This is a genomic window from Verrucomicrobiia bacterium (genome assembly GCA_036268055.1).
Classification (GTDB): Bacteria; Verrucomicrobiota; Verrucomicrobiia; order Limisphaerales; family Pedosphaeraceae; genus DATAUW01.
The window spans coordinates 133,740-159,946 of sequence record DATAUW010000041.1 but is presented as its reverse complement, the minus strand read 5'-3'; the positions used below and the strand labels follow the sequence as shown (position 1 = coordinate 159,946).

21 protein-coding genes are annotated in these 26,207 nt (G+C 55.7%); 10 read left to right on the top strand and 11 right to left on the bottom strand.

Annotated elements, in window-relative coordinates:
* Nucleotides 1–27 precede the first annotated feature (27 nt).
* Nucleotides 28–1,284: a pyridoxal phosphate-dependent aminotransferase gene (locus tag VH413_20380; GenBank protein HEX3801060.1), complete on the bottom strand. Its 1,257-nt coding sequence runs from the start codon at nt 1,282–1,284 to the stop codon at nt 28–30.
* Nucleotides 1,285–2,144: 860 nt separating this feature from the next.
* Here VH413_20380 and VH413_20375 point away from each other — a divergent pair.
* The 3 genes from VH413_20375 to VH413_20365 all read left to right on the top strand — a co-directional run bounded on the left by VH413_20375 (nt 2,145) and on the right by VH413_20365 (nt 5,515).
* Nucleotides 2,145–2,555, top strand: coding sequence for a cupin domain-containing protein (locus VH413_20375; protein HEX3801059.1), 411 nt, complete (start codon nt 2,145–2,147; stop codon nt 2,553–2,555).
* Between the two features lie 250 nt (nt 2,556–2,805).
* Nucleotides 2,806–3,963: an LptF/LptG family permease gene (locus VH413_20370; protein HEX3801058.1), complete on the top strand. Its 1,158-nt coding sequence runs from the start codon at nt 2,806–2,808 to the stop codon at nt 3,961–3,963.
* 34 nt (nt 3,964–3,997) lie between these two features.
* Complete coding sequence (locus tag VH413_20365) at nt 3,998–5,515, top strand: sialate O-acetylesterase (GenBank protein ID HEX3801057.1); 1,518 nt, start codon at nt 3,998–4,000, stop codon at nt 5,513–5,515.
* A 19-nt stretch (nt 5,516–5,534) separates the two neighbouring features.
* On the opposite strand, the gene VH413_20360 is transcribed toward VH413_20365, so the two are convergent.
* From VH413_20360 to prpB, 4 genes are all read right to left on the bottom strand, one after another.
* On the bottom strand, nt 5,535–6,335 hold the full coding sequence (locus VH413_20360; protein HEX3801056.1) for an SDR family NAD(P)-dependent oxidoreductase: 801 nt from the start codon (nt 6,333–6,335) through the stop codon (nt 5,535–5,537).
* Between the two features lie 306 nt (nt 6,336–6,641).
* On the bottom strand, nt 6,642–8,084 hold the full coding sequence (locus VH413_20355) for a bifunctional 2-methylcitrate dehydratase/aconitate hydratase (GenBank protein HEX3801055.1): 1,443 nt from the start codon (nt 8,082–8,084) through the stop codon (nt 6,642–6,644).
* Nucleotides 8,085–8,272: 188 nt separating this feature from the next.
* Nucleotides 8,273–9,394 (bottom strand): 2-methylcitrate synthase, encoded by a 1,122-nt coding sequence (gene prpC / locus VH413_20350; protein ID HEX3801054.1) that lies wholly within the window; start codon nt 9,392–9,394, stop codon nt 8,273–8,275.
* Nucleotide 9,395: 1 nt separating this feature from the next.
* Entirely contained in the window at nt 9,396–10,310 is a 915-nt protein-coding gene (gene prpB, locus VH413_20345) for a methylisocitrate lyase (GenBank protein HEX3801053.1), read from the bottom strand.
* Between the two features lie 451 nt (nt 10,311–10,761).
* Between prpB and xseB the strand changes: the two genes are divergently transcribed.
* From xseB to icd, 3 genes are read left to right on the top strand one after another with little or no spacing between them, the layout of a single operon-like run.
* Nucleotides 10,762–11,037, top strand: coding sequence for an exodeoxyribonuclease VII small subunit (gene xseB, locus VH413_20340; GenBank protein HEX3801052.1), 276 nt, complete (start codon nt 10,762–10,764; stop codon nt 11,035–11,037).
* A gap of 5 nt (nt 11,038–11,042) precedes the next feature.
* Nucleotides 11,043–13,031, top strand: a complete 1,989-nt coding sequence (gene dxs / locus VH413_20335) for a 1-deoxy-D-xylulose-5-phosphate synthase (GenBank protein ID HEX3801051.1) — start codon at nt 11,043–11,045, stop codon at nt 13,029–13,031.
* Between the two features lie 29 nt (nt 13,032–13,060).
* Nucleotides 13,061–14,422, top strand: a complete 1,362-nt coding sequence (gene icd, locus VH413_20330; protein ID HEX3801050.1) for an isocitrate dehydrogenase (NADP(+)) — start codon at nt 13,061–13,063, stop codon at nt 14,420–14,422.
* Nucleotides 14,423–14,502: 80 nt separating this feature from the next.
* On the opposite strand, the gene VH413_20325 is transcribed toward icd, so the two are convergent.
* The 3 genes from VH413_20325 to gluQRS all read right to left on the bottom strand — a co-directional run bounded on the left by VH413_20325 (nt 14,503) and on the right by gluQRS (nt 16,833).
* Nucleotides 14,503–15,144: a hypothetical protein gene (locus VH413_20325; GenBank protein ID HEX3801049.1), complete on the bottom strand. Its 642-nt coding sequence runs from the start codon at nt 15,142–15,144 to the stop codon at nt 14,503–14,505.
* Between the two features lie 179 nt (nt 15,145–15,323).
* Nucleotides 15,324–15,770 carry a YbhB/YbcL family Raf kinase inhibitor-like protein gene (locus VH413_20320; protein HEX3801048.1) on the bottom strand — a complete coding sequence of 149 codons (447 nt, stop codon included), beginning with the start codon at nt 15,768–15,770 and terminating at the stop codon, nt 15,324–15,326.
* A 193-nt stretch (nt 15,771–15,963) separates the two neighbouring features.
* Nucleotides 15,964–16,833, bottom strand: coding sequence for a tRNA glutamyl-Q(34) synthetase GluQRS (gene gluQRS, locus VH413_20315; GenBank protein ID HEX3801047.1), 870 nt, complete (start codon nt 16,831–16,833; stop codon nt 15,964–15,966).
* A 120-nt stretch (nt 16,834–16,953) separates the two neighbouring features.
* Between gluQRS and VH413_20310 the strand changes: the two genes are divergently transcribed.
* Nucleotides 16,954–19,278, top strand: coding sequence for a glycoside hydrolase family 44 protein (locus VH413_20310; protein ID HEX3801046.1), 2,325 nt, complete (start codon nt 16,954–16,956; stop codon nt 19,276–19,278).
* A 15-nt stretch (nt 19,279–19,293) separates the two neighbouring features.
* On the opposite strand, the gene VH413_20305 is transcribed toward VH413_20310, so the two are convergent.
* From VH413_20305 to VH413_20295, 3 genes are read right to left on the bottom strand one after another with little or no spacing between them, the layout of a single operon-like run.
* A complete protein-coding gene (locus VH413_20305; protein HEX3801045.1) occupies nt 19,294–20,142 on the bottom strand; it encodes an NAD(P)-dependent oxidoreductase in 849 nt (282 codons plus the stop codon).
* Nucleotides 20,143–20,158: 16 nt separating this feature from the next.
* Complete coding sequence (locus tag VH413_20300) at nt 20,159–21,052, bottom strand: carbon-nitrogen hydrolase (GenBank protein ID HEX3801044.1); 894 nt, start codon at nt 21,050–21,052, stop codon at nt 20,159–20,161.
* A 39-nt stretch (nt 21,053–21,091) separates the two neighbouring features.
* Nucleotides 21,092–22,090, bottom strand: coding sequence for a serine/threonine-protein kinase (locus tag VH413_20295; GenBank protein HEX3801043.1), 999 nt, complete (start codon nt 22,088–22,090; stop codon nt 21,092–21,094).
* Nucleotides 22,091–22,269: 179 nt separating this feature from the next.
* Between VH413_20295 and VH413_20290 the strand changes: the two genes are divergently transcribed.
* The 3 genes from VH413_20290 to VH413_20280 all read left to right on the top strand — a co-directional run bounded on the left by VH413_20290 (nt 22,270) and on the right by VH413_20280 (nt 26,207).
* Nucleotides 22,270–22,557 carry an HU family DNA-binding protein gene (locus VH413_20290; protein ID HEX3801042.1) on the top strand — a complete coding sequence of 96 codons (288 nt, stop codon included), beginning with the start codon at nt 22,270–22,272 and terminating at the stop codon, nt 22,555–22,557.
* An 80-nt stretch (nt 22,558–22,637) separates the two neighbouring features.
* Complete coding sequence (locus VH413_20285) at nt 22,638–23,606, top strand: 2-dehydropantoate 2-reductase (GenBank protein HEX3801041.1); 969 nt, start codon at nt 22,638–22,640, stop codon at nt 23,604–23,606.
* Between the two features lie 42 nt (nt 23,607–23,648).
* Nucleotides 23,649–26,207: a DUF3516 domain-containing protein gene (locus VH413_20280; GenBank protein ID HEX3801040.1), complete on the top strand. Its 2,559-nt coding sequence runs from the start codon at nt 23,649–23,651 to the stop codon at nt 26,205–26,207.

Here is a 26,207-nt window from a genome sequence, read left to right as displayed (position 1 = left end):
TCTACCGGCAACCAAAAATTGAGTCTCTTACTTACGAAACTTGGCGATGACTCGTTCGAGGCCGGTGATGCCGGTTTCCAGACGCTTCATTTCGGGGCCGAAGCTGATGCGGCAATAATTTGTGTAGCGTCCGTGCATGCGGCGGTTGCCAGGGTTTACGTCGAAGAAAACGCCGGGCACGATGATGATTTTTTCTTTGAGCGCTTCGCGGAAGAAAGTCATGCCGTCGTTGAGCGGTTTGGGGAGGTTGGAAAGGTTTGCCCAGACGTAGAATGCGCCGGCGGGTTCGGCTTCGACGGTGATGCCCATCGCTTTGAGGCGCGCGAGCATGAAATCGCGTTTGACCGAAAAATGTTTTTGGATGGCGGCGGTTTCCTGCTCGGCCAATTTCGGGTCGAGCAGCGAGGCGGCGATGCCCTGGAACGGATGGTTTGCGCCGCCGTCGAGGAATGAGCCCGCGCTGGCAATGGCTTCGATCACGATTTTCGGCCCAAGCGTCCAACTGATGCGCAGGCCGGGATAGCGCCAATTTTTTGTCAATCCATCCACGATGATGACCGGGTCGGTTTCGACATCCTCGACATACGCGGCGGCGGAAACCATGTGTGATTTTTCGGCGGTGCGATGATAAAGATAATGCGAATAAAATTCGTCAATGATGAAGGAGCATTGGCACTCGCGCGCGAGGCCGCACCAGGCGCGCAATTCTTCCGCTTCAATTAATTGGCCGGTCGGATTGCTGGGATTGCTCACGAGCAGCGCGCTTAAACCGCGGCCAAGAATTTCTTTTTTTAACGTGGCGAGCGGAATTTTGTAACCGGACTCGGCATCGAGCAAAATGGGAATCGGCGTGAAGGCGCGAAAGACGCTGAGCAATTCTTCATACGCGGTGTAGTCGGGGATGAAGTGGCCCATGTTGATATTGCCAAGCGCGCTGGCGAGGCGGGTGAGCGCAAGGCGTCCGCCACTGGCGATGCTGACGTTATCGCAGGTGTAGAGGGATTTTTTGCCCTGGCGAAAAGTGGTGTTGTAAAAGTCGGCGACGGCCTGGCGCAAGTCGCGATGCCCGGCGACGGGAGAATATTGTAGCGTGTTCGCGGGGATGGTGAGCGTTTGGAGGCGCGCGGGGGCATCGGGCAGTGCGCCGGTTTCGGGCGAGCCCTGGCCGAGATTGGCCCATTGGGGATCGTCGTAATGAAAGCCAAATTGCGCGGCTTCGTGCATCACATAAATGACGCCGGTGCGCGGGACAAATCTAAAACCAGGAATCGCGGACTGTTCCATTGTTAATCAACTTTCGTTCGGCGCCGCTCGGAATCGCAACTGTGCGTGAGTCGTGAGTTCAAACGGCGCAGGGGAAATTACCTAACCAGAGCAAGGCTGACCAATGGAAAATGTGGAGAGGAATTTTGGCCACGGATGGAACACCGATTGAGCACGGATTCAGAAGCGGAGGCGTTTTGTTAAAACGGCGGTAGGTTATGAATTTGAAGGAGAGGGTTTTTTGATAAGGGTGTTTTCGAGAGGTATCAGGTGCAGGGGCAAGGCGGTAGCTCGCCCTGGGGCGAGACTCGCTTCGCTCTATATAGTGATGGTTGAGGAACGGCGGAATCCCCGCGCTGAAGCGTGGGGTTAATGAGAAGTGCGTGGGTTTCGACTGTGCGTGGTGCTTTAAGGGGTGGTCGGGGCGCATCCGCGCACTGCCTCCGAATGGCAAGGTGGCGTTGGCAGAGCTTTATCTCGGGGTAGTGTCAAGAGGCGCCCTTCCGACTGTGCGTGGTGCTTTAAGAGGCGGTCAGACTGCGCTGAATTTGTGTGGAACAATTTCAGATTTTGGGGCATCCTAGATTTATACAGGAATGCGCTCTCGACTCAAAATAATCGTATCTCTTCGGTTTGATGCCTATGGCATTTTTGATCGTATTGATGATCGGGGTGGCGCTGGCGGTGCTCTTTGTTGGGCTTCGCTATAGGGAAGCTCACGCGCGGAGGCAGGAGTTGGAGCGGCGGGGATTGGTCAAGCCGGTGAAAGACGAGGAGCCAAACCGCTCGGGGAAATGAGTGGGTTCCAATAGGGGTTTTCGATTCAGGAGAATTTACTTTCCGCAAGTGTTCGATTAATTTTCTGGCCGTTAAATCTGATTATGAATCCGAATCCGGTGTGGAAATTTGTTTCGTCGCAGGAAACCGTGGTGGAGAAACTGGATCGTGGCGCGCATCTTTGGCATTGCCGTCCCGACCTGGTGAAGGACACGAATCTGCTGATGGTGCGGGTCCAAATGCCGCCGGGACAGGCGCACAAATTTCATCGGCACCCGCGCATGGAGGAGATTCTCTACATTTTGTCGGGCACGGCGGAGCAATGGGTGGATAAGGAAAAGCGCATCCTCAAGCCGGGTGATTCTGTGTATCTGGCGGCGGATATCGTTCACGGCACTTATAATATCGGGCCGGACACTTTAGATTTTCTCGCCATTCTTTCGCCGGCGCAAAGCGAAGGTCCCGCGACGGTGGATGTTTTTGACGAAGAACCGTGGAAGTCTTTGCGCGGGTAAAAACTTCGCGCCCGCGTTAATTACGATGGGCGTCTCACCCGCGCTTTCATCTCGGGAATTTCTTTCGTCCCGATGGGACTTGGTTTGAAGCGAATTCAACCCAGCAATAAATTGCTGGGCTAAGATCTGCCGTCCCTGCGGGACTTGGCGCGATGACATTAATCACAGTCATCGCCTCCGGAAAATTTCCGCATTTCGCGTTCCGCACTCCGCACTTCCACACGAGTGTTCACGCGGGTATGTTCAGCACATGAAGACGTTGCATTGGTATCTTTTGCGACAGGTCATGGCCACGCTGTTGATGACGGTGGTGGTGTTCACGTTCGTGTTGCTGCTCGGCAATGTCTTGAAGGAAATCATGGCGCTGCTGATCAATCGGCAGGCCACGCTCGCGGGTGTGGGCGAGGCGATTGTGCTGTTGATTCCGTTCGTGCTGGTGTTCGCGCTGCCGATGGGGATGTTGACGGCGGCGTTACTAGTGTTCGGGCGATTCAGCGCGGACCAGGAATTGACGGCGGTGCGCTCGAGTGGCATCAGCCTCGTGGCGCTGGTCACGCCGATACTTATATTGAGCTTGCTGTTGTGCGGGTTGAGCGCGTGGATCAACATGGAGATCGCGCCGGAATGCCGCATTGCTTATAAGACTTTGCTGCGCGACATGGGATTGAAGGTGACGTCCGCAATCCTGCCGGAAGGACGCTACGTAAAGGATTTTCCGCCTTACATGTTTTTCATCGGACGCAACGACGGGCAACATCTTGAGGATGTCTATGTCTCCCGCGCGAATACGAATGGCAACACCGACATGACGATCAAGGCGGAGCGCGGCACGGTCGAGACGACCAACCAGCAAATCATCGTGAACCTGCTTAATCCGCATTATCTTCAGTTGCTGAATAATGTCTGGAGTCCGGGCGAACCGGGAAAAGTCACGATGACCATGAACATCGGTTCAACCAATAAGAACAACGATATTCGTGTCAGTGACATGACGTTTGAGCAACTGCAAGCGGAGTTGCGCGAGCTGGAACAGCGGTTCAGCATCGGTACGGTGACGAATCGCGATGTGGATTCGCTGCGCAAACAGAAACATGAATTGGAACAGATGCGGCAGGATGTCACGATGCCAGTGCGCGTGCAAATTCATCGGCAAGTGGCGAGCGCGTTCGCGTGTTTTGGATTTACGCTGGTGGGGATTCCACTGGGGATTCGCGCACATCGGCGGGAGACGAATATTGGCATCGCAATGGCGCTATTGTTGGTACTGGTTTATTACAGTTTTTTGATTCTTGGCCAATCGCTGCAAACGCACGCGGAGTTTGCGCCATACTTGATCATGTGGCTGCCGAATTTTATTTTCCAGACGGCCGGGGCGGTGATGCTTTGGCGGGCGAACAAAGGGATTTGATTGGCAGACAAATTTTTTTATGCAACCCTGAGGCATGATCCAAAATAAAAAGTCCTTGAAGGCCTGGCTGTGCCTGGCGATTGGAATTTTGACGGCAACGCTCGCGCGCGCGGAGGTGCGAATGCCGGCGATCTTTGGCGATCACATGGTTTTGCAGGCGGGTGAAAGGGTCAATATCTGGGGCTGGGCGGATGACGGCGAGAAGGTGACGGTGACGTTTCGCGGGCAGAAAGCGACAACGGTCGCGAAGGATGGGAAGTGGATGGTATCGCTGAAAAAGATGAAGGCGGGCGGTCCGGGCGTGTTGACGGTCGCGGGCAAGAATTCGATTCAGTTCGACGACGTGGTGGTGGGAGAGGTTTGGGTTTGCAGCGGCCAATCGAATATGGAATTCGCGTTGAGGAATTCCTATGAAGTCACGAACGATATTATCGCCGCGACGAACACGCAGATCCGGCTTTTCCTGGTGGCCAAGAGCCGGCTGGATGAGCCGACGAATGATGTCAAAGGTTCGTGGCAGGTTTGCAGTCCGAATTCGGCGCAATGGTTCAGCGCGGTCGCCTATTATTTCGGGCGGGATTTGCAGAGGGCGCGAAAAGTGCCGGTGGGATTGATCGGAACTTACTGGGGTGGTTCGCCGGCGGAAGTTTGGATGCGGCAGGATATGTTGGAGAATAATCCGCGTTATAAGAAGGAGATTTTGGATACTTATACGCCGCAAGGAAAACGGTACGAAGTGGCCCTGGCAAAATATAAAACTGAGAAGGCCGAGGCGGAAAAGAATCAGGTCACATTTGAAAAGCGGCCCCCGGGCCAGCCGTGGAAACCGGCGGAGCTTTACAACGGCATGATCGCGCCGCTGACGAACTATACGATTCGCGGGGCGTTGTGGTATCAGGGCGAGGCGAATGCCGGTCGCGCGGAACAATACCGGACTTTGTTTCCCGACATGATCCGCAACTGGCGCGCGGATTGGCGTGAGGGCAATTTTCCATTTCTGCTGGTGCAGCTGGCGCCGTTTCAGCGGATTAAAAACGAGCCTGCGGAGAGTGCCTGGGCGGAATTGCGCGAGGCGCAACTTTATTCGACTCAAATTTTGCCGAAGGTGGGCGAGGTGGTCATCACCGATGTCGGCAACCCGGATAATATTCATCCGACGAAGAAAGAACCGGTCGGTGATCGGCTGGCGCTGGCGGCGCAGGGAATTGCGTATGGCGAACGAATCGTTTATTCGGGGCCGATTTACCAGAAGCTAAAGGTGCGGGGAGACAAGGCCATCGTGAGTTTCACAAGCGCGGGGCATGGATTGGAAACGCGCGATGGGGAACTGAAAGGGTTCGCGATTTGTGGTGAGGACCACAAATTCGTTTGGGCGAACGCAGTTATTGATGGAAAAGACAAAGTGATTGTGAGTTCGCCGGAGGTGGCGCATCCGGTCGCGGTGCGTTATGGATGGGCGGATTGTCCGGTGGTGAATTTGTGGAATCGCGATGGGTTGCCGGCGACGCCGTTTCGCACGGATAATTTTCCGATGGTTACGGCGGGGAAATAAAGGGACGGCGCCGCCAAGGTTAGGTTTTTCGGCGATAGACTTTGTGCATCGCGGCCTGGTCGGTGGGTTTGATGAGCATTTCGTCAATGTTCACGTGGGCGGGGCGGCTGGCGACCCAGACCATGATTTCGGCAATGTCTTCGGCGACGAGGGGATGAGTGCCTTCGTAAAGTTTGCGCGCGCGTTCTTCATCACCTTTGAAACGCACGTTTGCGAATTCGGTTTTGGCGAGACCGGGATCAATCGAACTCACGCGCACGCCGGTGCCGGATAATTCAAGGCGCAATGCGCGGGAAATTTGAAGTTCACCGGCTTTCGCGGCGCAATAAGCGGCTCCGCCTTCGTAAGCGACGCGCGCGGCGTAGGAGCCGACGTTGAGGATAGAACTGCCCGGGTTGTGAACCATCAACGGCAGCACGGCGCGGGTCATGCGCAGGATGCCGAGGACATTGCTCTCGAACATCGCTTCCCAATCGGCGTCCTTGGCGATGGCGACAGGGTCGAGGCCGTGCGCGCCACCGGCGTTATTGATGAGGACGTCAATGGCGGGAGCGGATTTGGCGTTGCGGACAATTTGTTTTTTCGACCAGGCGGTGAATTTTTCGACGCTGGAAGTTTTGGCGACGTCGAGCGCGTGAAAATGGGCTTCGGCAGCGCCCGCTTTGAGGGCTTCGGCGGCGACAGTTTTCAAACGGCCAACGCGCCGCGCGCCCAAGAGAAGTTTTGCGCCTTCAGCGCCGAACGCGCGCGCGGCGGCGGCACCGAAACCACTCGATGCGCCGGTGATGAGGATCCATTTGCCTGCGAGATTTGTTTTCATAAATGTATTTAGCAGCGTTCGCCAGTGCGGGAGAGATGTCAAGTGGAGGTCGTTTGGAAGGCGCTCGGAGGAAACCGCTGAAGCGGTTTCCCCCAACTGAAGTTGGGGGTTAATGAGAAGTGATGGGTGATTTTTGCACTGAGTTAAATAGTAAATAAGGAGATAGCGTTGGATACTTATGACAACAATCTGTATCGAACAAATCTTCAAAATCGCCGAAGCGCTTTGCACTTATTTACCGCTTTGCATTTTTCGATAAGTGGTTTGAAGCCAATCTGTGTTTTCGGGCGGATTGTCCGCGAGATTTTAGATCACGAAGTGTTCCATGAATTCGTGGACGGGCAGGGATTCGAATTTCGCGGGGTCGTTGCAGAGGTTGAGAATGTTTTCGACGCGATGGGCGGGCAGGCGCGAGGCGAGGCTGGATTTGTATTTTTTCATCAGCAGCGGAATGCCTTCGGCGCGGCGGCGGCGGTGGCCCACGGGATATTCGACTTCGATTTTGTCGGTGTGGGAGCCGTCCTTGAAAAAGATTTGCACGGCGTTGGCGATGGAGCGTTTGTCGGCTTCCAAATATTCGCGGCTGTAACGGACGTCTTCCTGCGTTTTCATTTTTGAGCGCAAGGCGTCCACGCGCGGGTCTTTGGCGGTGGCATCTTCGTAGTGATCCGCGTCGAGTTTTCCGAAAAGCAAACCGATGGCGACCATGTATTGCAGGCAGTGATCGCGGTCGGCGGGATTATGGAGCGGGCCGGTCTTGTCAATGATGCGGAGCGCGGACTCGTGGGTGGTGAGGGCGATGGATTCGATTTCGTCGAGGCGGTCTTTGATTTGCGGATGCAATTTGATCGCGGCCTCGACGGCGGTTTGCGCGTGGAACTCGGCGGGGAACGAAATCTTGAAGAGCACATGCTCCATGACATAGGAGGCGAAGGGGCGCGCGAGCTTGATGGGTTTGCCTTTGAAAAGGACGTCGCTGAAGCCCCAGGTCTTCGCGGAGAGCGCGGAGGGATAACCCATTTCGCCTTTGAGCGCCATGAAAGCGTGTTGCACGGCGCGGCTGGTGGCGTCGCCGGCGGCCCAGGATTTGCGCGAGCCGGTGTTGGGCGCGTGACGGTAGGTGCGCAAGGCGCCGCCGTCCACCCAGGCATTGGAAACGGCGTTGATGATTTGTTCGCGTGTGCCGCCGAGCAGTTGCGTGGCGACGGCGGTTGAAGCGATGCGAACGAGGAGCACATGATCGAGTCCGACGCGGTTGAAACTGTTTTCCAGCGCGAGCACGCCTTGAATTTCGTGGGCCTTGATCATCGCGGTAAGGATGTCACGGATGGTGAAGGGCTTTTTGCCTTCAGCGGCGTGGCGGCGGCTCAGGAAATCGGTGATGGCGAGAATGGCGCCGAGATTGTCCGAGGGATGGCCCCATTCGGCGGCGAGCCAGGTGTCGTTGAAATCGAGCCAGCGGATGATGCAACCGATGTTCCACGCGGCGGCGATGGGATCGAGTTCAAAGCGCGTGCCCGGAACGCGCGCGCCATTCGGCACGACGGTTCCCAACACGACCGGCCCGAGCAAGCGCGTGCAGGCGGGATAGTGCAGCGCGAGGAGACCGCAGCCGAGGGTGTCCATGAGACAATAGCGGGCGGTGTCGTAGGCTTCGGTGCTTTTGATTTTGTAATTCGCGGCGTAGTCGGCGATTTGAACGAGGAGTTCGTCGGGGGCGGGACGGTTGTTACTTATATAGGCACTCATTAATCAAAAAAATATTAGGAAAACTTTGGCGATGGTTTTACGGAAGGGCAACGATAAAAGAGGATTGTACCGGAAGTGAAGAAGTCAACGGCGTCTTATTTTTCCGATATGAAATGAATTTTGCCAAAATAATATTACGGCTCGCGTTGACGCTCGCCCTCCCCATTTTGAATTACGGTCGCGCGTGGTTATCGTTTGTCAATCGGCACGAACGCGCGCGGGGCGGGGCCGGTGTATTCGGCGGTGGGGCGGATGAGGCGGTTGCGGGCGCGTTGTTCCATGATGTGCGCGGACCAGCCGGAGGTGCGGGCGATGACGAAGATCGGGGTAAACAGGTTGGTCGGGATGCCGCAGAAATGATAGGCGGCAGCGCTGTAGAAATCGAGGTTGGGGAAAAGTTTTTTCTCGCGCCACATGACGGACTCGATGCGCTCGAAGATGGCGAGGAGTTCGCGATCGGCGGGCGTGGTGGCAAGTTTTTGTGACCACGCCTTGATAGACGCGGAGCGTGGGTCGGAGGTGCGATAGACGCGGTGGCCGAAGCCCATGATGAGTTCTTTTTTCTCGAGACTCGCCATGAGGCCGGTTTCTGCCTGGTCGGGAGTTTTGAATCGCTCGACGAGGGCCATGGCTTCCTCGTTCGCCCCGCCGTGAAGCGCGCCGCGTAGAGTGCCGATGCCGGACGTGATGGCGGAATAAAAGTCGGCCAGGGTGGAAGTCGTGACGCGCGTAGCGAAGGTCGAGGCGTTGAATTCGTGTTCGGCGTAGAGGATGAGTGAACAATCCATCGCGCGATTGTGGAGATCGCTCGCGGGTTTGCCTTGCAGCAGATGGAGGAAATGCGAGGCGATGTTTGGGTCGCTGGTCTGCGTTTCGATGCGCTGGCCGTTTTTGGCGAAGTGATGCCAGTAAAGGAGCATCGAAGGGAACGCGGCGAGCAGGCGGTCGGCTATATAATATTGGTCGCGGCCGGGACCTTCGGGTTCGAGGCAGCCAAGCGTGGAACAGCCGGTGCGCAGGACATCCATCGGGTGCGTATGCGCGGGGAGTTGCTCGAGGACGGTTTTGAGCGGCGCGGGCAGACCGCGAAGGCTTGCGAGTTTTTTTTGGTAGGCGGCGAGTTCCTCGCGCGTGGGAAGTTGTCCGTGAATCAAAAGATATGCGACTTCTTCAAAGGTGGATTGTTCGGCAAGGTCGTTAATGGAATAGCCGCGGTAGGTGAGGCCAAGACCTTCCTTGCCGACGGTGCAAATGGCGGTTTCGCCCGCGGTGATGCCGGCGAGGCCGCCGGTTTTTTTCTCTGCGCTCATATTAGCTCTTTCTTTTTTTCTTTTTGAACAGTTCGTCCATGCGTTGTTCGTAGGCGTGGTAATTCAAAAATTCGTAGAGGTCGGCGCGCGTTTGCATCGCAGGCAGGACCGCCTTTTGCGTGCCTTCGGCGCGGATGGTTTTATAGACGTTCAACGCAGCCGCACTCATGGCGCGAAAGGCTGACAATGGATAAAGGGCGAGCGCGATGCCCGCGGAGCGAAGTTCTTCGACGGTGTAAAGCGGGGTCTTGCCGAATTCGGTGATGTTCGCGAGGACGGGCACGCGAACGGCTTTGACGAATTGGCGATATTGATCGAGACCGCCCAAGGCTTCGGCAAAAATCATATCGGCGCCAGCGTCGCGATATTGGCAGGCGCGTTTGATGCCCGCGGCGAGACCTTCACCGGCGACGGCATCGGTGCGGGCCATGATGACGAAATTGCGGTCGGTTTTCCCTTTCACGGCGGCTTTGATGCGGCCGACCATTTCTTTCGCCGTGACGATTTGCTTGTTGGGGCGATGGCCGCAGCGTTTGGCGGGCACCTGGTCTTCGAGATGAATTCCAGCGGCGCCGGCCTTGATCATTTTGCGGACGGTTCCGCGCGGGTCATCCCAGCCGGTGTCGGCATCCACGAGGAGGGGGAGGGTGGTGGTGGCGGTGATGCGTTTGACATCAATGAGTACATCGGAAAGCGTGGTCACGCCGAGGTCGGGCAGGCCGTACGAAGAAACGGCGACGCCGGAGCCGGACAGGTAAAGCGCGCGAAAGCCAGATTTTTCGGCAAGGATGGCGGCGTAGGCATTGATGACCCCGGCGAGTTGAAGGGGTTGCTCGGCGGCCAGCGCGGCGCGAAGACGAGCGCCGGGCGAGGCGATGGCCGGGGTGGTGTTGGCGCGGAAGAAATGTTTGTCCACGAGTTATTTGGTCGTCGAAATTTTTTGATTGTTCGCGAAAGACAATGACAGCGGCGTGACAAAATGTAAATGGGAAGTGGGTTGCGAGAATGCAAAAAGTTTAGAAAATAAATTACGCATACGTATTACAAATGTCTTTAAATTTGTATCCTATGGAAGGGTGGATTGTGTTTGGAGAATGTGTCATGGTGGGGGCAGTTCTTTGGGACAACTGCAATAGGACAAATGGGGATAGTAACAAGCTCAGCAAGCTCAAAAAGCCCGTAGATGCGCGTAAGTGCGGATAAGTGCGCGTAAGGGCAGGAAAAATTTATGGGCCGGCAGCAGACTGGCTTGCCTCAGTGGAGCGGTGCCTCCGCCTTGCCTGTGGTCCAGGGTTGGATGGTCGCCGGGTTATGGAAGGCGAGTCAGTACTTTACGACCGGCGGGTTCTCCTTTAAGGTACGTAAATATGTCGAAGGCAGTCAGAGGCGCAGAGGCCAAAACGGAGAACGTGCCGTTTGAAGAGGCCTTGCAGCGATTGGAAACCATCGTAGAAACGATGGAGTCCGAGGAATTGCCGCTGGAGACATTGCTGGCGCGTTTCGAAGAAGGGACGACGCTGGCAAAACTATGCCAGGCCAAACTGGCGGATGCAGAGTTGAAGATACAGAAGCTGGAAAAGAACAACGCGGGGCAGACGGTGTTGAAGCCGCTCTCACCCGATCTCGTTGAAGACGAACAATAACAACTATGAGCAGATACCTCGATATGGTGGACGAACCGGCGCATGTCAAAAAATTGACGCAACCGCAATTACTTTCGCTCGCGGAAGAAATCCGGCACGAACTGATCACCAAGCTCTCGAAGAACGGCGGCCACCTGGGGCCGAATCTGGGCGTGGTGGAATTGACCATCGCGCTTCACGCTGTCTTCAACACGCCCAAGGACAAATTTGTCTGGGACGTCAGCCACCAGAGTTATGTGCACAAACTTTTGACGGGCCGCAAAGACCGCTTTCACACGATTCGCACGACTAACGGCTTGAATGGTTTTTCGCTGCGCAGCGAGAGCATCCATGATTGCTACGGCGCGGGCCACGCGGGCACGGCGTTGTCGGCGGCGCTCGGCATGGCGGCAGCGCGCGACCAACTCAAGACGGACGAAAATGTCGTCGCGATTTTCGGCGACGCGGCGTTGACGAACGGCATCTCGTTTGAAGCCCTCAACAACATCAGCCACACGACGAAGAAGTTCATCGGCATCCTCAACGACAACGAATGGAGCATCGCGAAGAACGTCGGGGCGATTGCGAGTTACCTGAACAAGCTGATCACGAACCCGCGCTACAATCGTTTGCAAAAAGATTTCGAGCGGTTCATGCGCAAGATGCCGAAGGGCGACATCGCCCTGAAGCTCGGCCATAAGGCGGAGGAGGCGTTCAAGGGCGCGATGAATGAAGTGACGCTGGAACATAATCCGAGCAGCCCGGAGTCGGACGGCCGCGGCGGTTTCGGCAGCAGTTTGATTTTTGAAGAAATGGGCTTGCGCTATCTCGGGCCGATTGACGGCCATGATTTGCCGCTGCTGATCAACTCGCTTGAATTCGCGAAGGCTTGCGAGCAGCCGGTCGTGTTGCATGTGCTCACGAAGAAGGGCAAGGGCTACGACGTGGCGATCGAGCAGCCGGAGAAATTTCACGGCACCGGGCCGTACGACGTTCAGACCGGCGCTTCGCCTTCGCCGAAACCCGGCACGGCTCCGGCCTGGCAGGATGTGTTTGGCTCGACGATGGTGAAGCTTTGCCAGAAGGACAATCATGTCGTGGGCATCACGGCGGCGATGCCCAGCGGCACCGGCCTTAAGGCGCTCGAAAAAGCGATGCCGCAAAGATATTATGATGTGGGCATTGCCGAAGAGCACGCGGTATTGTTCGCGGCGGGCATGGCGACGATGGGATTTCATCCGGTCGTGGCGATTTACTCGACGTTCCTGCAACGCTCGTATGATTGCATCATTCACGATGTCGCGTTGCAAAATCTGCCGGTGATTTTCTGCATGGATCGCGCGGGACTTTCGCCGCAGGACGGCCCGACGCATCACGGCCTGTTCGATATTTCCTATCTGCGCTGCGTGCCGAACATTGTTTGCATGGCGCCGAAGGACGAAGACGAATTGCAGGACATGATGTTCACGGCGACGCATCTGAAACAGCCGACGTTCATCCGTTATCCCCGCGGCGCGGCGGAAGGCGTGCCGATCAAGGACCAGCCGAAGATTCTCGACATCGGACGCGCGGAAGTGATCCAGAACTTTTCGCAAAACGGCGGGCGCAAAGTCGCGCTGTTCGGCCTCGGCAATATGTTGAGCGTGGCGAAGCAGGCGGCGAAGGAATTGAGCGCGCAAGGCTGTGACGTGGCGATCATCAATCCGCGTTTCACGAAGCCGATTGACGCGGGCACGACGGAATTTTACGGGCGCGCGGCGGATGTGGTCGTGACGCTGGAAGATCACGTTTTGCCGGGCGGTTACGGCAGCAGCGTGCTCGAATTGTTCAGTGAGAAACAAATCACGGCGCAGGTGGTTCGCATCGGCTGGCCGGATAAATTCATTGAGCATGCGACGACCGTGGAGTATCTGCGCGAGAAGCACGGCTTGACGGCCGCGAATACCGTGGCGCAAGTGAAGACGGTTTTGGCCGAGGCTCCCGTGGCGGCGCGGAAACTGGCGGAGATGGCGTAATCACGCGCGCAACAGAAAATTTAAACAACATGGCATACAAAGATATTACTCCGCCCGCTGGCGGGAAAATTTCGATCAGCAACGGAAAATTAAACGTACCTAACAATCCCATCCTGCCTTTTATTCGCGGTGATGGTACGGGCCCGGACATCTGGGCTGCGAGCGAGCGCGTGTTTGACGCGGCGGTGGAAAAGGCTTATGGCGGCAAACGCAAAGTCGCTTGGTTCGAGGTTTTTGCTGGTGAGACGGCCAAGAATAAATTCGATAATTGGCTGCCGGACGAAACGGTTGAGGCGTTCAAGGAGTTTCTCGTCGGCATCAAGGGGCCGTTGACCACGCCGGTGGGCGGGGGCATCCGCTCGCTCAATGTGGCGTTGCGGCAGATGCTGGATTTGTATGTTTGCCTGCGGCCGGTGCAATATTTTGCCGGTGTGCCTTCGCCGGTGAAGCATCCCGAAAAAGTGGATATGATCATCTTCCGTGAAAACACGGAGGATATTTATGCAGGCATCGAATACGCGGGTGGCACGCCCGAGGCGCAAAAGATTTTGGATTTCCTCGCGCAAAATTTTCCGAAGGATTTCGCGAAGATCCGTTTCGGGACGAAGGAAGCGATTGCCGGTTACATGAAGCTCGCGGCGCCGGATCATGATGCGTCGCACATTCCGATTCAAGTCGGGCTGGGCATCAAGCCGGTCTCGAATGTCGGGACGATTCGGCTGATCAAATCGGCGATTGAGTATGCGTTGCGCGAGAAGCGCAAGAGCGTGACGATTGTTCACAAGGGTAACATCATGAAATATACCGAGGGGGCATTTCGTGATTGGGGTTACTCGGCGGCGGAACGCGTTTTCGGCGACAAGGTTTACACCTGGGCGAAGTGGGAAAAGACCAAGAAGGAAAAGGGCGAGGCGGCGGCGAATGACGAGCAGAAGGCGGCGCTCAAGGGCGGCGCGATCCTGATCAAGGACGCCATCGCGGACATCGCGTTACAGCAGGTGCTGACGCGGCCTGAGGATTTTGATGTCATCGCGACGTTGAACTTGAACGGGGATTATCTTTCGGATGCGCTCGCGGCGCAGGTCGGGGGCATTGGCATCGCGCCGGGCGGCAACATCAATTATGTTACGGGGCATGCGATTTTTGAGGCGACGCATGGCACGGCGCCGAAGTATGCGAATCTGGACCGGGTCAATCCGGGCAGCGTCGTGTTGAGCGGCGAAATGATGTTCCGTTATCTCGGCTGGACGGAAGTGGCTGACTTGATCATCAAGGGGCTCAATGGGGCCATCGGTTCAAAGCGCGTGACTTACGATTTCGCGCGCATGATGGACGGCGGCAAGGAAATCAAGTGCTCGGAATTCGGCGAGAATATTATTTCGCACATGTAAGCGAGCGAGTTTGATTAGCGGTTTCATATAAAGCCGGGCGTTATTGCCCGGCTTTTTCTTTGCGCAAACGAACGTGATTTTTAGCGCTTTAGAGGCTGGCCTTTGGCGTCTGGGGGAAGCATGGAAATGATGAACCAAAAATGATCGGTGGCGGGCGGTTTGGGAGGTCCGGCGTCAATGAGCAGGGACGTGTGATCAGGAATTGTAGCGCGCAAGGCGAGAGTTAGGTTTGTATCAATCACGGTTGAGCGACCTGAGACGTTGGTGGATTCGGTGATGGTGGTTTCCATGGTGAACCTGACGGAATCCGCGAAGACCGTTGGTGAAAAATCGAAAGCAACAAGGGATACCAGTCCGGGGCCTTGATTGAAATTTCCAATGGTTAATAATTTTGCTTCCCCGCCGCTGAGGGAAGACATCGTCATTTGACTGCTGGTTGAAAAATTACGGCCTTCAATATGTTTTTCGACGGTAAGAGTATTTGTGGACGGGATAATCCAGGCGCGCAGTCCCGTGTCATTCGTCGAAACCGGCGGGCCAAGATCAATCGTCTCAGGGGTTGAATTTGAGATGCAGAAAATGCTGGCCGCAATTTGGACTTGGGGGCGTGAATTGCGCCAGCGTTGTACCAGGGGTGCGGCGACGACCGAAACGCTGCGCTTGATTTTTGTCCACACCCGGTTTGGCTTTTTTTCCAGGGAGGCGGGATTCAGCCATTCCATTTTCGATGAATGCGACCCGTGAAAGAGGAATACAGAAAACGCGGCAAAAATGAAAACCGCGAGGGCGATTCCACAATAAGTGCGTATTTTGTTTTTATATCCCGGCGGGCCTTTATCCACAGCAAGACAACACCTATCTGCTGTTTAAGTTTCCCGCAAGGAGATAGAGCCAACACGGTTTAGTCGCCGCTGTGGGTGTACATGGCCATTAAGGTGCCGGATTCGATGCAATGTTTGTTAATTTGCCGTTCCAGTTCCACACGCGAAAAGCCTTCGGCAAGTTCAAGCACGGTATCGAGCGCGTAAAATTTGAAAAAATACCGGTGCGTTCCGGACGGCGGTTTCGGGCCGCCGTAGCTGTTTTTGCCGTAGTCATTGATGCCTTGCACGATGCCCGAAGGCTCGGTGTTTTCCTCAATGTCCGTTGTTTCGGGCGCAATATTGGCGACGAGCCAGTGGGTGAAAGTTCCATTGGGCGCGTCGGGGTCGTCCATGATCAGCGCGAGACTGCGCGCCTGCCGGGGGATGCCTTCGATGTGCAAAGGCGGAATCCGGTTCGCCCCATATTTAGAAAATTTATCCGGGATGCTCTTTCCCTCGCCGAATGCGATAGATGTAATTTTCATAGCAAAGTATAGGTAGCTATTAGTCTGCCAAATTGGTTTCGCGCGATTTTAGACTAGTTTTGGGGCAAATTGTCTCACCTAGCAGTTAAAATTCATTGCGAAATGCCATGGGTAATTGCGAAATATGAAAAAGCGGGCCAAATCATTAACTTTTGTTAATGAATTCGTTTGATCGGCAATCGGCAGCAAACATTTACTGGACTGAGGCGCGTTTGAAAAAGCGTTCACGAATCGTTTCGGGCGATAAACCTTGTGCACGCAAATTTTGCAAGCTGAGCGCGCCGTGACGTTTCGCCAATCGCGTGCCTTGTTCGTCAGTCAGCAATGGGCAATGATAAAATTGCGGCAGCGCCAGACTGAGCGCGCGGTAGAGAAGAATTTGCCGCGCGGTGGAGAGTAAAAGGTCGGCACCGCGGACAACTTCGGTGATACGCATGGCGGCATCGTCAACCACGACGGCCAGTTGATATGCGGGGATGCCGTCGGGCCGCCACACGACGAAGTCGCCAAAGTCGCGTCCGGCGACAAATTGTTGCGCGCCGAAATATTGATCGGTGAAGGAAATGGTTTCGCCATCGGGCACGAGAAAACGCCAGGAAATTTTTTGGCCGTTTGTCGGCGACTCGTGCGGCGGACGGCAAGTGCCGGGATAAATGAGTTCATCATCGGCAGCGTGGGGCGCGGAGGCGGATGATTGGAGGTCTTTCCGCGAACAAGTGCAGGGATAGATGAAATTTCCGCCGCGTAATTTTTCAAATGCGGTACGGTAAAAATCCATTCGCTCGCTTTGAGAGTAAGGTGCGAATGGACCACCGCAGTCCGGGCCTTCGCTCCATTCAAAACCAAACCAGCGCAAATCTTCGAGCATCGCCGTGACGAACTCAGGCCGGGAGCGCGTGGTATCCAAATCTTCGTTGCGAAGAATGAGCGTGCCATCCTGTTCGCGGGCGCGTTGTTGCGCGGTCCAGAATGTGCGCGCGTGGCCGAGATGCAGAAAACCGGTCGGCGAAGGCGCGAGCCTGCCGCGATAGCGCGCGGGTTGAGATACAGGAACTTCGGTCACGCGGCGAGCTTAGCAGGGAATTCGCAACAGAAAAGAGGCGAGGGAGTATCGTCAGTTTTGAGGACACGAATGGGAGGCTGAATCTTTGCGAACGGGCATTTTGTGTGATAGTGAAAGAGGATGAAAGCCAGTCGCGGTTTTTATGTTTTTGCATGCGCCATCGCATTTCTGCTTGGAGATGCGCGCGGCGGGTTCGCGCAGGTGAGCGATCAAACGGTTTTTATAGATTCGTTGCAAAACGGCTGGTCGGACTATTCCTGGGCGACGGTGAATCTCAGCGCGACGAATCAAATACATACCGGAGCCGATTCCATCAGTGTCAACTGCGGCGCGTATCAGGCGCTTTATCTGCATCACACAGCTTTCAGCGCGGACCTTTATACCAATCTGACGTTTTGGATTTATCCCGCGACGGGTGGCGCTCAAGCGTTGCAAGTCAACGGCACTTTGAGCGGCACGTCCCAGACCAGCTTTTATCAAATTCCATCGCTGACTGCCGGAAAGTGGAACTTTGTCAGCGTACCGCTCAGCGCATTGGGAGTTTCTGATGCGCCCAACATGGACGGGTTTTGGATTCAAAGCCAATCGGCGTCAGCGCAGCCGATTTTTTATGTGGACGACATCACGCTTCTGGCAAATACGAATTTCGAAATGCCGACGAATGCGACCGCAAATATTATGGTGGACGCGAATGCGAATCGGCATCCGATCAGTCCATTGATTTACGGCGTGGCATTCGCATCGCAGGCGCAAGTTGCGGATTTGAATGTTCCCATCAACCGTTCCGGTGGCAATGCCGAGACGCGTTACAACTGGCAGATTGATGCTCACAATCACGCCAATGATTATTATTTCGAGAGCATCGAAGATTCTTCATCGGGCACGCCGGGAGCGGCTGACGACAGTTTCATCAGTTCGACCAAAGCAGCGGGCGCGAAGCCGCTGATCACGGTTCCGATGATTGGCTGGGCGCCGATACTTGGGCCAGGGCGCGGGAAGCTGGGAAGTTATTCGGTGGCCAAATATGGGCCGCAGACGAGCACCGACCAATATCTGCCGGACGCGGGCAATGGCATCAGCGTGACGAACAGCCGGCTTATCACGTGGAATAATCCCACCGACGCGAACGTGGCGGTGGATGTGAATTTTGAGAAAAGCTGGCTGCAACATTTGACGAACAAGTGGGGGTTGTCCACGAACGGCGGCGTGGGTTATTACCTCATGGACAATGAGCACACGCTGTGGTTTTCGACGCATCGCGACATTCATCCCATTGGCACGACGATGCAGGAAATTTTTCACGACTTCACCAATTACGCGACGATGGTGAAAAGCGTGGACTCAAATGCGCTGGTGTTGGGGCCGGAAGAATGGGGTTGGAATGGTTATCTTTACAGCGGTTACGATCAACAATGGTCGGGCGCGCACAATGATTACAACTCGGCGGATTATCCTGATCGCAAAACCAATGGCGGATGGGATTACATGCCGTGGCTGCTGAATCAGTTGCATCAGCATGATGTCGCCACGGGCGTGCGCCTGCTGGATTATTTCACTTTGCATTGTTATCCGCAGGAAGGCAGCGTGAGTTCGCAGACGGCGGTGGACGCGGCGACTCAGTTGTTGCGCAACAGCACGACGCGCCAATTCTGGGACAGCAATTATGTGGACCCCAGTTATATCAACAGCGTCATTGATCTGATTCCGCGGATGCAAGGCTGGGTGACTAATTATTATCCGGGCACGAAAATCGGCATCACTGAATATAATTGGGGCGCCGAGCCGTATATGAATGGAGCGACGGCGCAGGCAGATTTGCTGGGAATTTTCGGACGGCAAAGCCTCGATCTCGCGACGCGCTGGACGACTCCCGATGCCGGCACTCCGACTTACCTCGCGGTTAAAATGTATCGCAATTATGACGGCGCAAAATCCACGTTTGGAGATACGAGTGTTTCCGCCAGCGGGCCGAATCCAGATAATGTCGCGGCCTTTGCCGCCGAGCGCGCGAGTGATGGAGCATTGACGGTCATAGTGATCAGCAAATATTTATCCGGCATCACGCCGATGACGCTAGCGGTCACGAATTTTACGGGCACCGGTTTGGCGCAAGTGTGGCAGCTTAATTCGAGCAACACCATCGCGCGCTTGAACGATGCTGCCTACAGCGGCGGCAAATTAACGACGGTGGTCCCCGGCCAAAGCGTCACGCTTTTTATTTTGGCGGCGGCGAAGTCTTTTGCGTTAGCGGCCGGTCCCGTACGCGAAGATGGCAATATCAGCGTGACTCTCAATGGCCAGATGGGACAGACCTACGTGCTGCAAGTCTCGACGAACAACAATAATTGGGTTTCGCTTTCGACGAATATCATGGGCTCGTCGCCGACGAATTTTCTTTTTCCAGCGGGATACCAAAAAGCTTTCTTTCGCGCCAAACAGTTATAGTGAATTTTGAATTGGCTAAAAAATTTCCTGCGGATGAGCGGCTAGCCATTCATCAAGTCCCGGCAGGGGAAAACTCAATAATTTTTGAATCTTTGAGCAATTTAGTGAGGAATCGGGGGGACGGGGCGCGCCGGAATATTCCTTCAAGGACGCGGCTTCGATCTTTGGGTTCAGTTGCGGCCAGCGCGCGGCGATGAGTTGGCCGATTTGCCAGCGCGAAAGGCGAGCGCAGCCTGCGACGTGGTAGAGCCCGGGTTGATCTTGCGCCGCGAATTCCCACACGGCTCTGGCGGTCGCGACCGCTGGAATCGGCGAACGATATTCGTCGTCGAAGAGCCGCAAGGTGCGTCCGTCTTTCCAGGCACGGCGCAATTCTTCGTTGAAGCCGCGGTTGCCGCCGGGCGAGATTCCGCCATTGAGGGAAGTGCGAATCACGCTGTGACGCGGATTCGTGAGCACGATTTTTTCGGCGGCAACTTTGGTTTCAGCATAAATGCTTAGAGGATTTACCGTAGCGGACTCGGTGTAATTTCCAAGGCGGCCATCAAAAACCAAATCGGTGGAGAAAAAAATCAAGGGGATGGCGGCGGCGAGTTCGGCGAGAAGCGCGGTGGCTTCCACATTTACTTTTCGCGCGAGGGCTGGGTTTGCCTGACATGCGGGGCTTTGGCTGAGCGCGGCGCAATGAATGATTTGTTGCGGTTTTTGTTTGCGAAACAATTCGCGAACGGCAGAGAAGTCGGTGAGGTCAACTTGCGCGCGAGTCAGTCCGATGACGTGTTCGCCGGGAGCAAACTGAGCGGCCGACTGCACGAGATAATTTCCGATGAGGCCTTGAGCGCCGGTGATCCAGGTGGTGCGCATAGCGGCGCGGCAGGCGTCAATCAATCAAGCGCCGGGTGAGACCGTCATAGGCATCAATGCGGCGGTCGCGGAGAAAGGGCCAATGCGTGCGGGTGACATCCACTTTGGAAAGGTCAATCGGGACGATCAGCGTTTCCTCTTTATCCACGCTGGCTTTGGCGAGCAGTTGGCCGGAGGTTCCCGCGACAAAACTTTGTCCCCAAAATTCAAGGCCGTCCCCGCCAATCGGTTTTTCGGTGCCGATGCGATTAGTCACCGCGACGTAGCAGCCGTTGGCGACGGCGTGGCTGCGTTGAATGAGTTCCCATGCGCCATGTTGATTGACGCCGTACTCCGCTTTCTCGCCGGGATGCCAGCCGATCGCGGTGGGGTAAAACAAAATTTCCGCGCCCTGCATCGCCGTGAGCCGTGCGCCTTCGGGATACCATTGGTCCCAGCAGATCAACACGCCGATTTTTCCGTAACGGGTTTTCCACGCGCGAAAACCAAGGTCGCCGGGAGTGAAATAAAATTTTTCGTAGAACAACGGATCATCGGGAATGTGCATCTTGCGATAGATGCCCAGCAGCGAGCCATCGGCGTCAATGATCGCGGCTGTGTTGTGATAAAGACCAGCGGCGCGCTTCTCGAACAACGACGCGATGATCACGACGGAATGTTTCTTTGCGAGCTTTTGAAATGCCGCGGTGCTGGGGCCGGGAATGGATTCGGCGAGTTGAAAATATTTGTGGTCTTCCGACTGGCAGAAATATTGCGACCGAAACAGTTCCTGAGTGCAGATGATTTGCGCGCCTTGTTTCGCAGCGCGCTCAGCGAAAGCGAGGGCCTTCTTCAGGTTCGCGGCGGGATCAGCCGAGCACGAAGTCTGGAGCAAGCCAAGATTTACAATCGAGGAGGAAGGACGTTTCATAGCGCCAATTTTTAGGCGATGGCAGAGTAATCCGCGAAATTATTTGGCCGCCGGATGTTTCGTGACGGTTGTGCCACCGCTTTGAACTTGTTTCGCAGTGGTTGGGACCGTCTGGCCAAAAAGTTCGCGAATAAATTTTCCGAGCGTCTCGTTGGTCGGGCCGTATCCCTGATGATAAATATAATGTTCGAGCTTATAGAGCAACTCATCGCACGTAGCGTAACGCATCTCCACATCGCGCGAAAGGGCGCGCTGCAAAATTTCGTTGAGGGGCTCATCAATGCGTTTGTCCAACTGGCAGAAATTGGGGATCGCCTGGGTCATGATGCGGTTGCGCGATTCCTCGGCGTTGGCGCCTTTGAAGATATTGTAGCCGAGCAGCAGGTTCGCGAGTACGACGCCGGTTGAAAAGATGTCGGAGCGTTTGTCGGTGATTTTGAAATCCGCCTGTTCCGGGCTCATGAAATCCGCCTTGCCGGCGACGACTTCGCCTTCGTTGTCCTGTAAAAAGCCGCGCGCCTTGGCGATGCCGAAGTCGGTGAGTTTCACGTCGCCCTCGAAGGCGATCATGATATTCTTGAAGCTTACGTCGCGATGGACGATGCCCAATGGGCGGCCGTCTTTGTCGGTCTTGGCATGCGCGTAGGAGAGTCCGCGCGCGATGCGGCTCGTGATAAAGACCGCGAGTTCGGGCGGCAGGGGGCGTTTCTTGTCAGTGAGCTGTTGCGCGAATTGTTCGAGGTTGACGCCGCGAATGAGTTCCATTGCGATAAAAAACATGCCGCGGACTTCACCGAGATGGTAGGTCTGGACGATGTTGGTGTGGATCAAGTCGGCGACGAGTTTTGCTTCGCCGATGAAATTGTCTATGAAGGATTTTTGGTCGGCGTAGTTTTGGCGGACGACCTTGATGGCGATGCGCTTGACGAAATTGCGCGCGCCGTGCTGCTCGGCTTCGTAAACGATGCCCATGCCGCCTTCAAAAATTTTGCGGACGATATCGTATCTGAAGTCACTCTCGATGGTGAACAAAGCCATGTTGGGATGGTGTTAAAAAGCGGGTTGATGTCAAGCCTGAGCTTTGCCAGCGGTGTGAAAAAACCTCAATAATTCCAATAAATATTATAATTTTCTACTTGCGCCACCGTCGTGAACGGCTTTAGATACGGCCAAGTCAAACGACTTTATTAAACATAACTACAACTAAAAAACACACTATGGCAAAAGCATTGTCCAAGTCCCAAGTCGCCGCTGCGATCGCCGAGAAGAATTCTCTCAGCAAGAAGCAGGCGGCCGAAATCCTCGATTCAATCGCCGAGCTGGCGTATAAGAATGCCAAGAACACTTTCACTCTCCCTGGTTTGGGCAAATTGGTGCTCGTGAACCGCAAGGCGCGCATCGGCCGCAATCCTGCGACCGGCGAATCCATCAACATCCCCGCCAAGCGCGTGGTGAAGTTCCGCGTGGCGAAGGCGGCCAAGGACGCGATCCTCGGCGCCAAGTAAGATAAAGCGTTTTTCTCAGGGCACTCTGATTTTTTCGGAGTGCCTTTTTTATTTCAACGACGAGCAATGAGCGGAGACTTATGAAAATTGCGGTGGTGGGCTGCGGCGCGGTGGGCAGTTATTACGGCGCGAAGCTCGGGCATTCGGGCGAGGAAATGCATTTCCTGTTGCGCTCGGATTATGAGGCGGTGAGCCGCAATGGCGTGCTGATTCGCAGCGCGGAGGGGGATTTTAGTTTTCAACCGAAGTGCGCGCGCGGGGCGAAAGAGATTGGGATTTGCGATTTGGTTTTGATCGGGCTGAAGACCACGGCGAATGATCAGTTGGGACATTTGCTGAAGCCGTTGGTGGGAGATTCGACGGCGATTCTCACGCTGCAAAATGGTTTGGGGAATGAGGAGCGGCTGGCGAAACTTTTTGGCGGGGAAAAGATTTTGGGTGGGTTGTGTTTTGTGTGTTTGAATCGCATTGAGCCGGGTGTCATTCAGCACATTGTGCATGGGGCGGTTGTGATGGGGGAATTTGGGCGCGGGCCGGAGTTGCGCACACATGACATTGCCGGGAGGATTCGTCATTCGGGCGTGCCTTGCAAAGTTGCGGAGAGTTTGGAGACGGCGCATTGGGAGAAATTGGTGTGGAATATTCCGTTCAATGGGCTCGGGGTGGCGGGCGCGGCGGGGTATGAGGCGGTGGCGGCGGGAATTTTGCCGAGCAAGCTTGAGGCGTGTGTTCCAACCGAAAAACTTCTGGGGGAGGCGCGTTGGGAACAATTAGTGCGCGAATTGATGCTGGAAGTGATCGCGGTGGCGAACGCGAAAAAATTGGATGTGCCGGTCGCGACGGCGGAAAAGCAAATTGCGCGGACGCGGGCGATGGGCGCTTACAAGGCCTCGACGTTGCTGGATTTTGAAAACGGGTTGCCGCTGGAATTGGAGAGTTTGTTTCTCGAACCGTTGCGGCAGGCGCGGGAGGCGGGTGTGGCGACGCCGCGATTGGCGGCGTTGTGCGAGGTGCTGGTGGGGCTCGAACGAATGAAGCGCGCGCAATAACGGCGCTTCTTATTGGAGGGCGCGGGTGGTAGAATCGGCGTTGTGGCAACCACGCTTTATGACTTGATACCGCGCGACGGCGGCGCGGCGAATGATGTCCTGCTGGGACGGTTTTTGGATTATGTCGAGTCGCGCAAGCTTCAGCTTTATCCCGCGCAAGAGGCCGCGATCCTGGAATTGTTCGAGGAAAAAAATGTCATCCTCAACACGCCGACCGGGTCGGGCAAATCGCTGGTCGCCGCCGCGCTCCATTTCAAGTCGCTCGCGCAAGGCAAGCGCTCGATCTACACCTGCCCGATCAAGGCGCTGGTAAATGAAAAGTGGTTGAGCCTTTGCCGCGATTTCGGGCCGGACAATATCGGGCTGAGCACGGGGGATGCGTCGGTCAATCGGGACGCGCCGATCCTTTGCTGCACTGCGGAAATTCTGGCGAACATCGCTTTGCGCGAGGGCAACCGCGCGGATGTGGCAGATGTCATCATGGATGAGTTTCATTATTACGCGGACCGTGAACGCGGCGTCGCGTGGCAAGTGCCGTTGCTGACGCTGTCGCAATCGAGATTTCTTTTGATGTCGGCGACGCTGGGCGATACCACTTTTTTTGAGGAGGAACTCACGCGGCTCAATGGGCGCGAGACTGTCACCATCCATTCCACGCATCGGCCCGTGCCGCTGGAATATGCTTATTCGGAATTGTCGCTGGCGCAAACGCTCGAAAGTTTGGCTGCCGAGGGCAAGAGTCCGATTTACGTGGTGCATTTCACGCAGCTTGAGGCGTCGCAAAGCGCGCAGGATTTCACGAGCATCAATGTCTGCACGCGCGAGGAAAAGGAAGCCATCGCGCGCGCGATCGAAGGTTTTAAATTCACGAGCCCGTACGGACCGGACATCAAGAAGTGGCTGCGACACGGCATCGGCTTGCATCACGCGGGTTTGTTGCCGAAGTATCGCGTGCTCGTCGAGCAACTCGCGCAAAAGGGTTTGCTCAAGATCATTTGCGGGACGGACACGCTGGGAGTGGGAATCAATGTGCCGATCCGCACGGTATTGTTCACGAAACTCTGCAAGTTCGACGGGCAAAAAACCGGCATTCTTAGCGCGCGGGATTTTCATCAGATCGGCGGGCGCGCGGGACGGAAGGGGTTCGACGACCGCGGCTGGGTGGTGGCGCAGGCGCCGGAACATGTCGTGGAAAATTTGCGGCTGGAAGAAAAGTCCTCGAAGGCGGGCAAGAAATTTGTGCGCCGCCAGCCACCGGAGAAAAATTTTGTCGCGTGGGATAAAAATACTTTCACGCGGCTGATCAGCGCGTTGCCGGAACGGCTGGTGTCGCGATTCCAGGTTTCGCACGGGATGTTATTGAATGTGCTCAGCCGCGACGGCGACGGCTGCGGCGCGATGCAGGAATTGATCGCGCATTCGCATGAGACGCCGAAGGCGAAGAAGGCGCATGTCAAACGGGCGTGGCAATTATTTCGTTCATTGGTTGACCGGAAGATCGTGGAGTTCATGCCGAGGACGGCAAGCGGCGCGCACCTGCGGGTGAACGTGGATTTGCAGGAAGATTTTTCGATGGATCAGACGCTGTCGCTTTATCTTTTGGAAACGATTCCGCTGCTCGACCCGCAATCGCCGGATTATGCGCTGGAACTGATCACGCTGGTGGAATCCATTCTGGAAGATCCGGGGATGATTTTGCGCAAGCAACTCGACCGGGTCAAAGACCAGAAGATGGCGGAGATGAAACAGCAGGGGATGGAATACGATCAGCGCATGGAGGAATTGGAGAAGCTTGAGCATCCGAAGCCGAATCGCGAATTTGTTTATGCGACGTTCAACGCGTTTGCCGACCGGCATCCGTGGGTGGGGCAGGAAAATATCCGGCCGAAATCCATCGCGCGGGAAATGTTCGAGCAGTTCCGGTCGTTCGGCGATTACATCAAGGATTATGAGTTGCAACGCGCGGAGGGCCTGTTGCTGCGGCATCTTTCCAGCGTTCATAAAGTCCTGGAACAAACCGTGCCCGACGCGGCCAAGAATGACGCGGTGCGGGAAATGGAATTGTATCTCGGCACGATGCTGCGGCAGGTGGACTCGAGCCTGATGGACGAGTGGGAAAAGATGCGCGACCCGAATTACCAGCCGCGCGGCGAGGCGAAGGAAGTGCGGCCACCCGGAGCCGAAGAAGCGGACAAGGACATCACGCGCGACACGAAGGCGTTCACGGCGGCGATTCGCGTGCGCATATTTACTTTTTTGCGCGGGCTGATCATCGGCGATTTTGAGCAGGCGCTGGCGAGCCTTGACGGTTCGGAGCATCCCGACGGCGGGCCGTGGAATGCCGACCCACTGCGGGCGGCGCTGGATGCGTATTACATCGAGCATCAAGACCTTTGCCTGAATCCCAATGCGCGGAACCTGCGCCACACTTACGTGACCGTCGCCGAGGACAAGAAATCCTGGCGCGTGCAGCAGATGTTGGTGGACCCGGAAGAATTGAACGATTGGGTGGCGGAGTTCAATGTGGACCTGGCGCAATCGCGCGCGGCGGAACAACCCGTCATTTCATTGCGCAAGTTCGGACCGCTGACGGCGGCTTGA

Excerpts from the sequence above, each read along its gene's own strand:
- VH413_20380 (HEX3801060.1), bottom strand. The coding sequence starts at position 1,284 with ATGGAACAGTCCGCGATTCCTGGTTTTAGATTTGTCCCGCGCACCGGC.
- VH413_20375 (HEX3801059.1), top strand. The coding sequence starts at position 2,145 with ATGAATCCGAATCCGGTGTGGAAATTTGTTTCGTCGCAGGAAACCGTG.
- VH413_20370 (HEX3801058.1), top strand. The coding sequence starts at position 2,806 with ATGAAGACGTTGCATTGGTATCTTTTGCGACAGGTCATGGCCACGCTG.
- VH413_20365 (HEX3801057.1), top strand. The coding sequence starts at position 3,998 with ATGATCCAAAATAAAAAGTCCTTGAAGGCCTGGCTGTGCCTGGCGATT.
- VH413_20360 (HEX3801056.1), bottom strand. The coding sequence starts at position 6,335 with ATGAAAACAAATCTCGCAGGCAAATGGATCCTCATCACCGGCGCATCG.
- VH413_20355 (HEX3801055.1), bottom strand. The coding sequence starts at position 8,084 with ATGAGTGCCTATATAAGTAACAACCGTCCCGCCCCCGACGAACTCCTC.
- prpC (HEX3801054.1), bottom strand. The coding sequence starts at position 9,394 with ATGAGCGCAGAGAAAAAAACCGGCGGCCTCGCCGGCATCACCGCGGGC.
- xseB (HEX3801052.1), top strand. The coding sequence starts at position 10,762 with ATGTCGAAGGCAGTCAGAGGCGCAGAGGCCAAAACGGAGAACGTGCCG.
- dxs (HEX3801051.1), top strand. The coding sequence starts at position 11,043 with ATGAGCAGATACCTCGATATGGTGGACGAACCGGCGCATGTCAAAAAA.
- icd (HEX3801050.1), top strand. The coding sequence starts at position 13,061 with ATGGCATACAAAGATATTACTCCGCCCGCTGGCGGGAAAATTTCGATC.
- VH413_20325 (HEX3801049.1), bottom strand. The coding sequence starts at position 15,144 with ATGGAATGGCTGAATCCCGCCTCCCTGGAAAAAAAGCCAAACCGGGTG.
- VH413_20320 (HEX3801048.1), bottom strand. The coding sequence starts at position 15,770 with ATGAAAATTACATCTATCGCATTCGGCGAGGGAAAGAGCATCCCGGAT.
- VH413_20310 (HEX3801046.1), top strand. The coding sequence starts at position 16,954 with ATGAAAGCCAGTCGCGGTTTTTATGTTTTTGCATGCGCCATCGCATTT.
- VH413_20305 (HEX3801045.1), bottom strand. The coding sequence starts at position 20,142 with ATGCGCACCACCTGGATCACCGGCGCTCAAGGCCTCATCGGAAATTAT.
- VH413_20300 (HEX3801044.1), bottom strand. The coding sequence starts at position 21,052 with ATGAAACGTCCTTCCTCCTCGATTGTAAATCTTGGCTTGCTCCAGACT.
- VH413_20295 (HEX3801043.1), bottom strand. The coding sequence starts at position 22,090 with ATGGCTTTGTTCACCATCGAGAGTGACTTCAGATACGATATCGTCCGC.
- VH413_20290 (HEX3801042.1), top strand. The coding sequence starts at position 22,270 with ATGGCAAAAGCATTGTCCAAGTCCCAAGTCGCCGCTGCGATCGCCGAG.
- VH413_20285 (HEX3801041.1), top strand. The coding sequence starts at position 22,638 with ATGAAAATTGCGGTGGTGGGCTGCGGCGCGGTGGGCAGTTATTACGGC.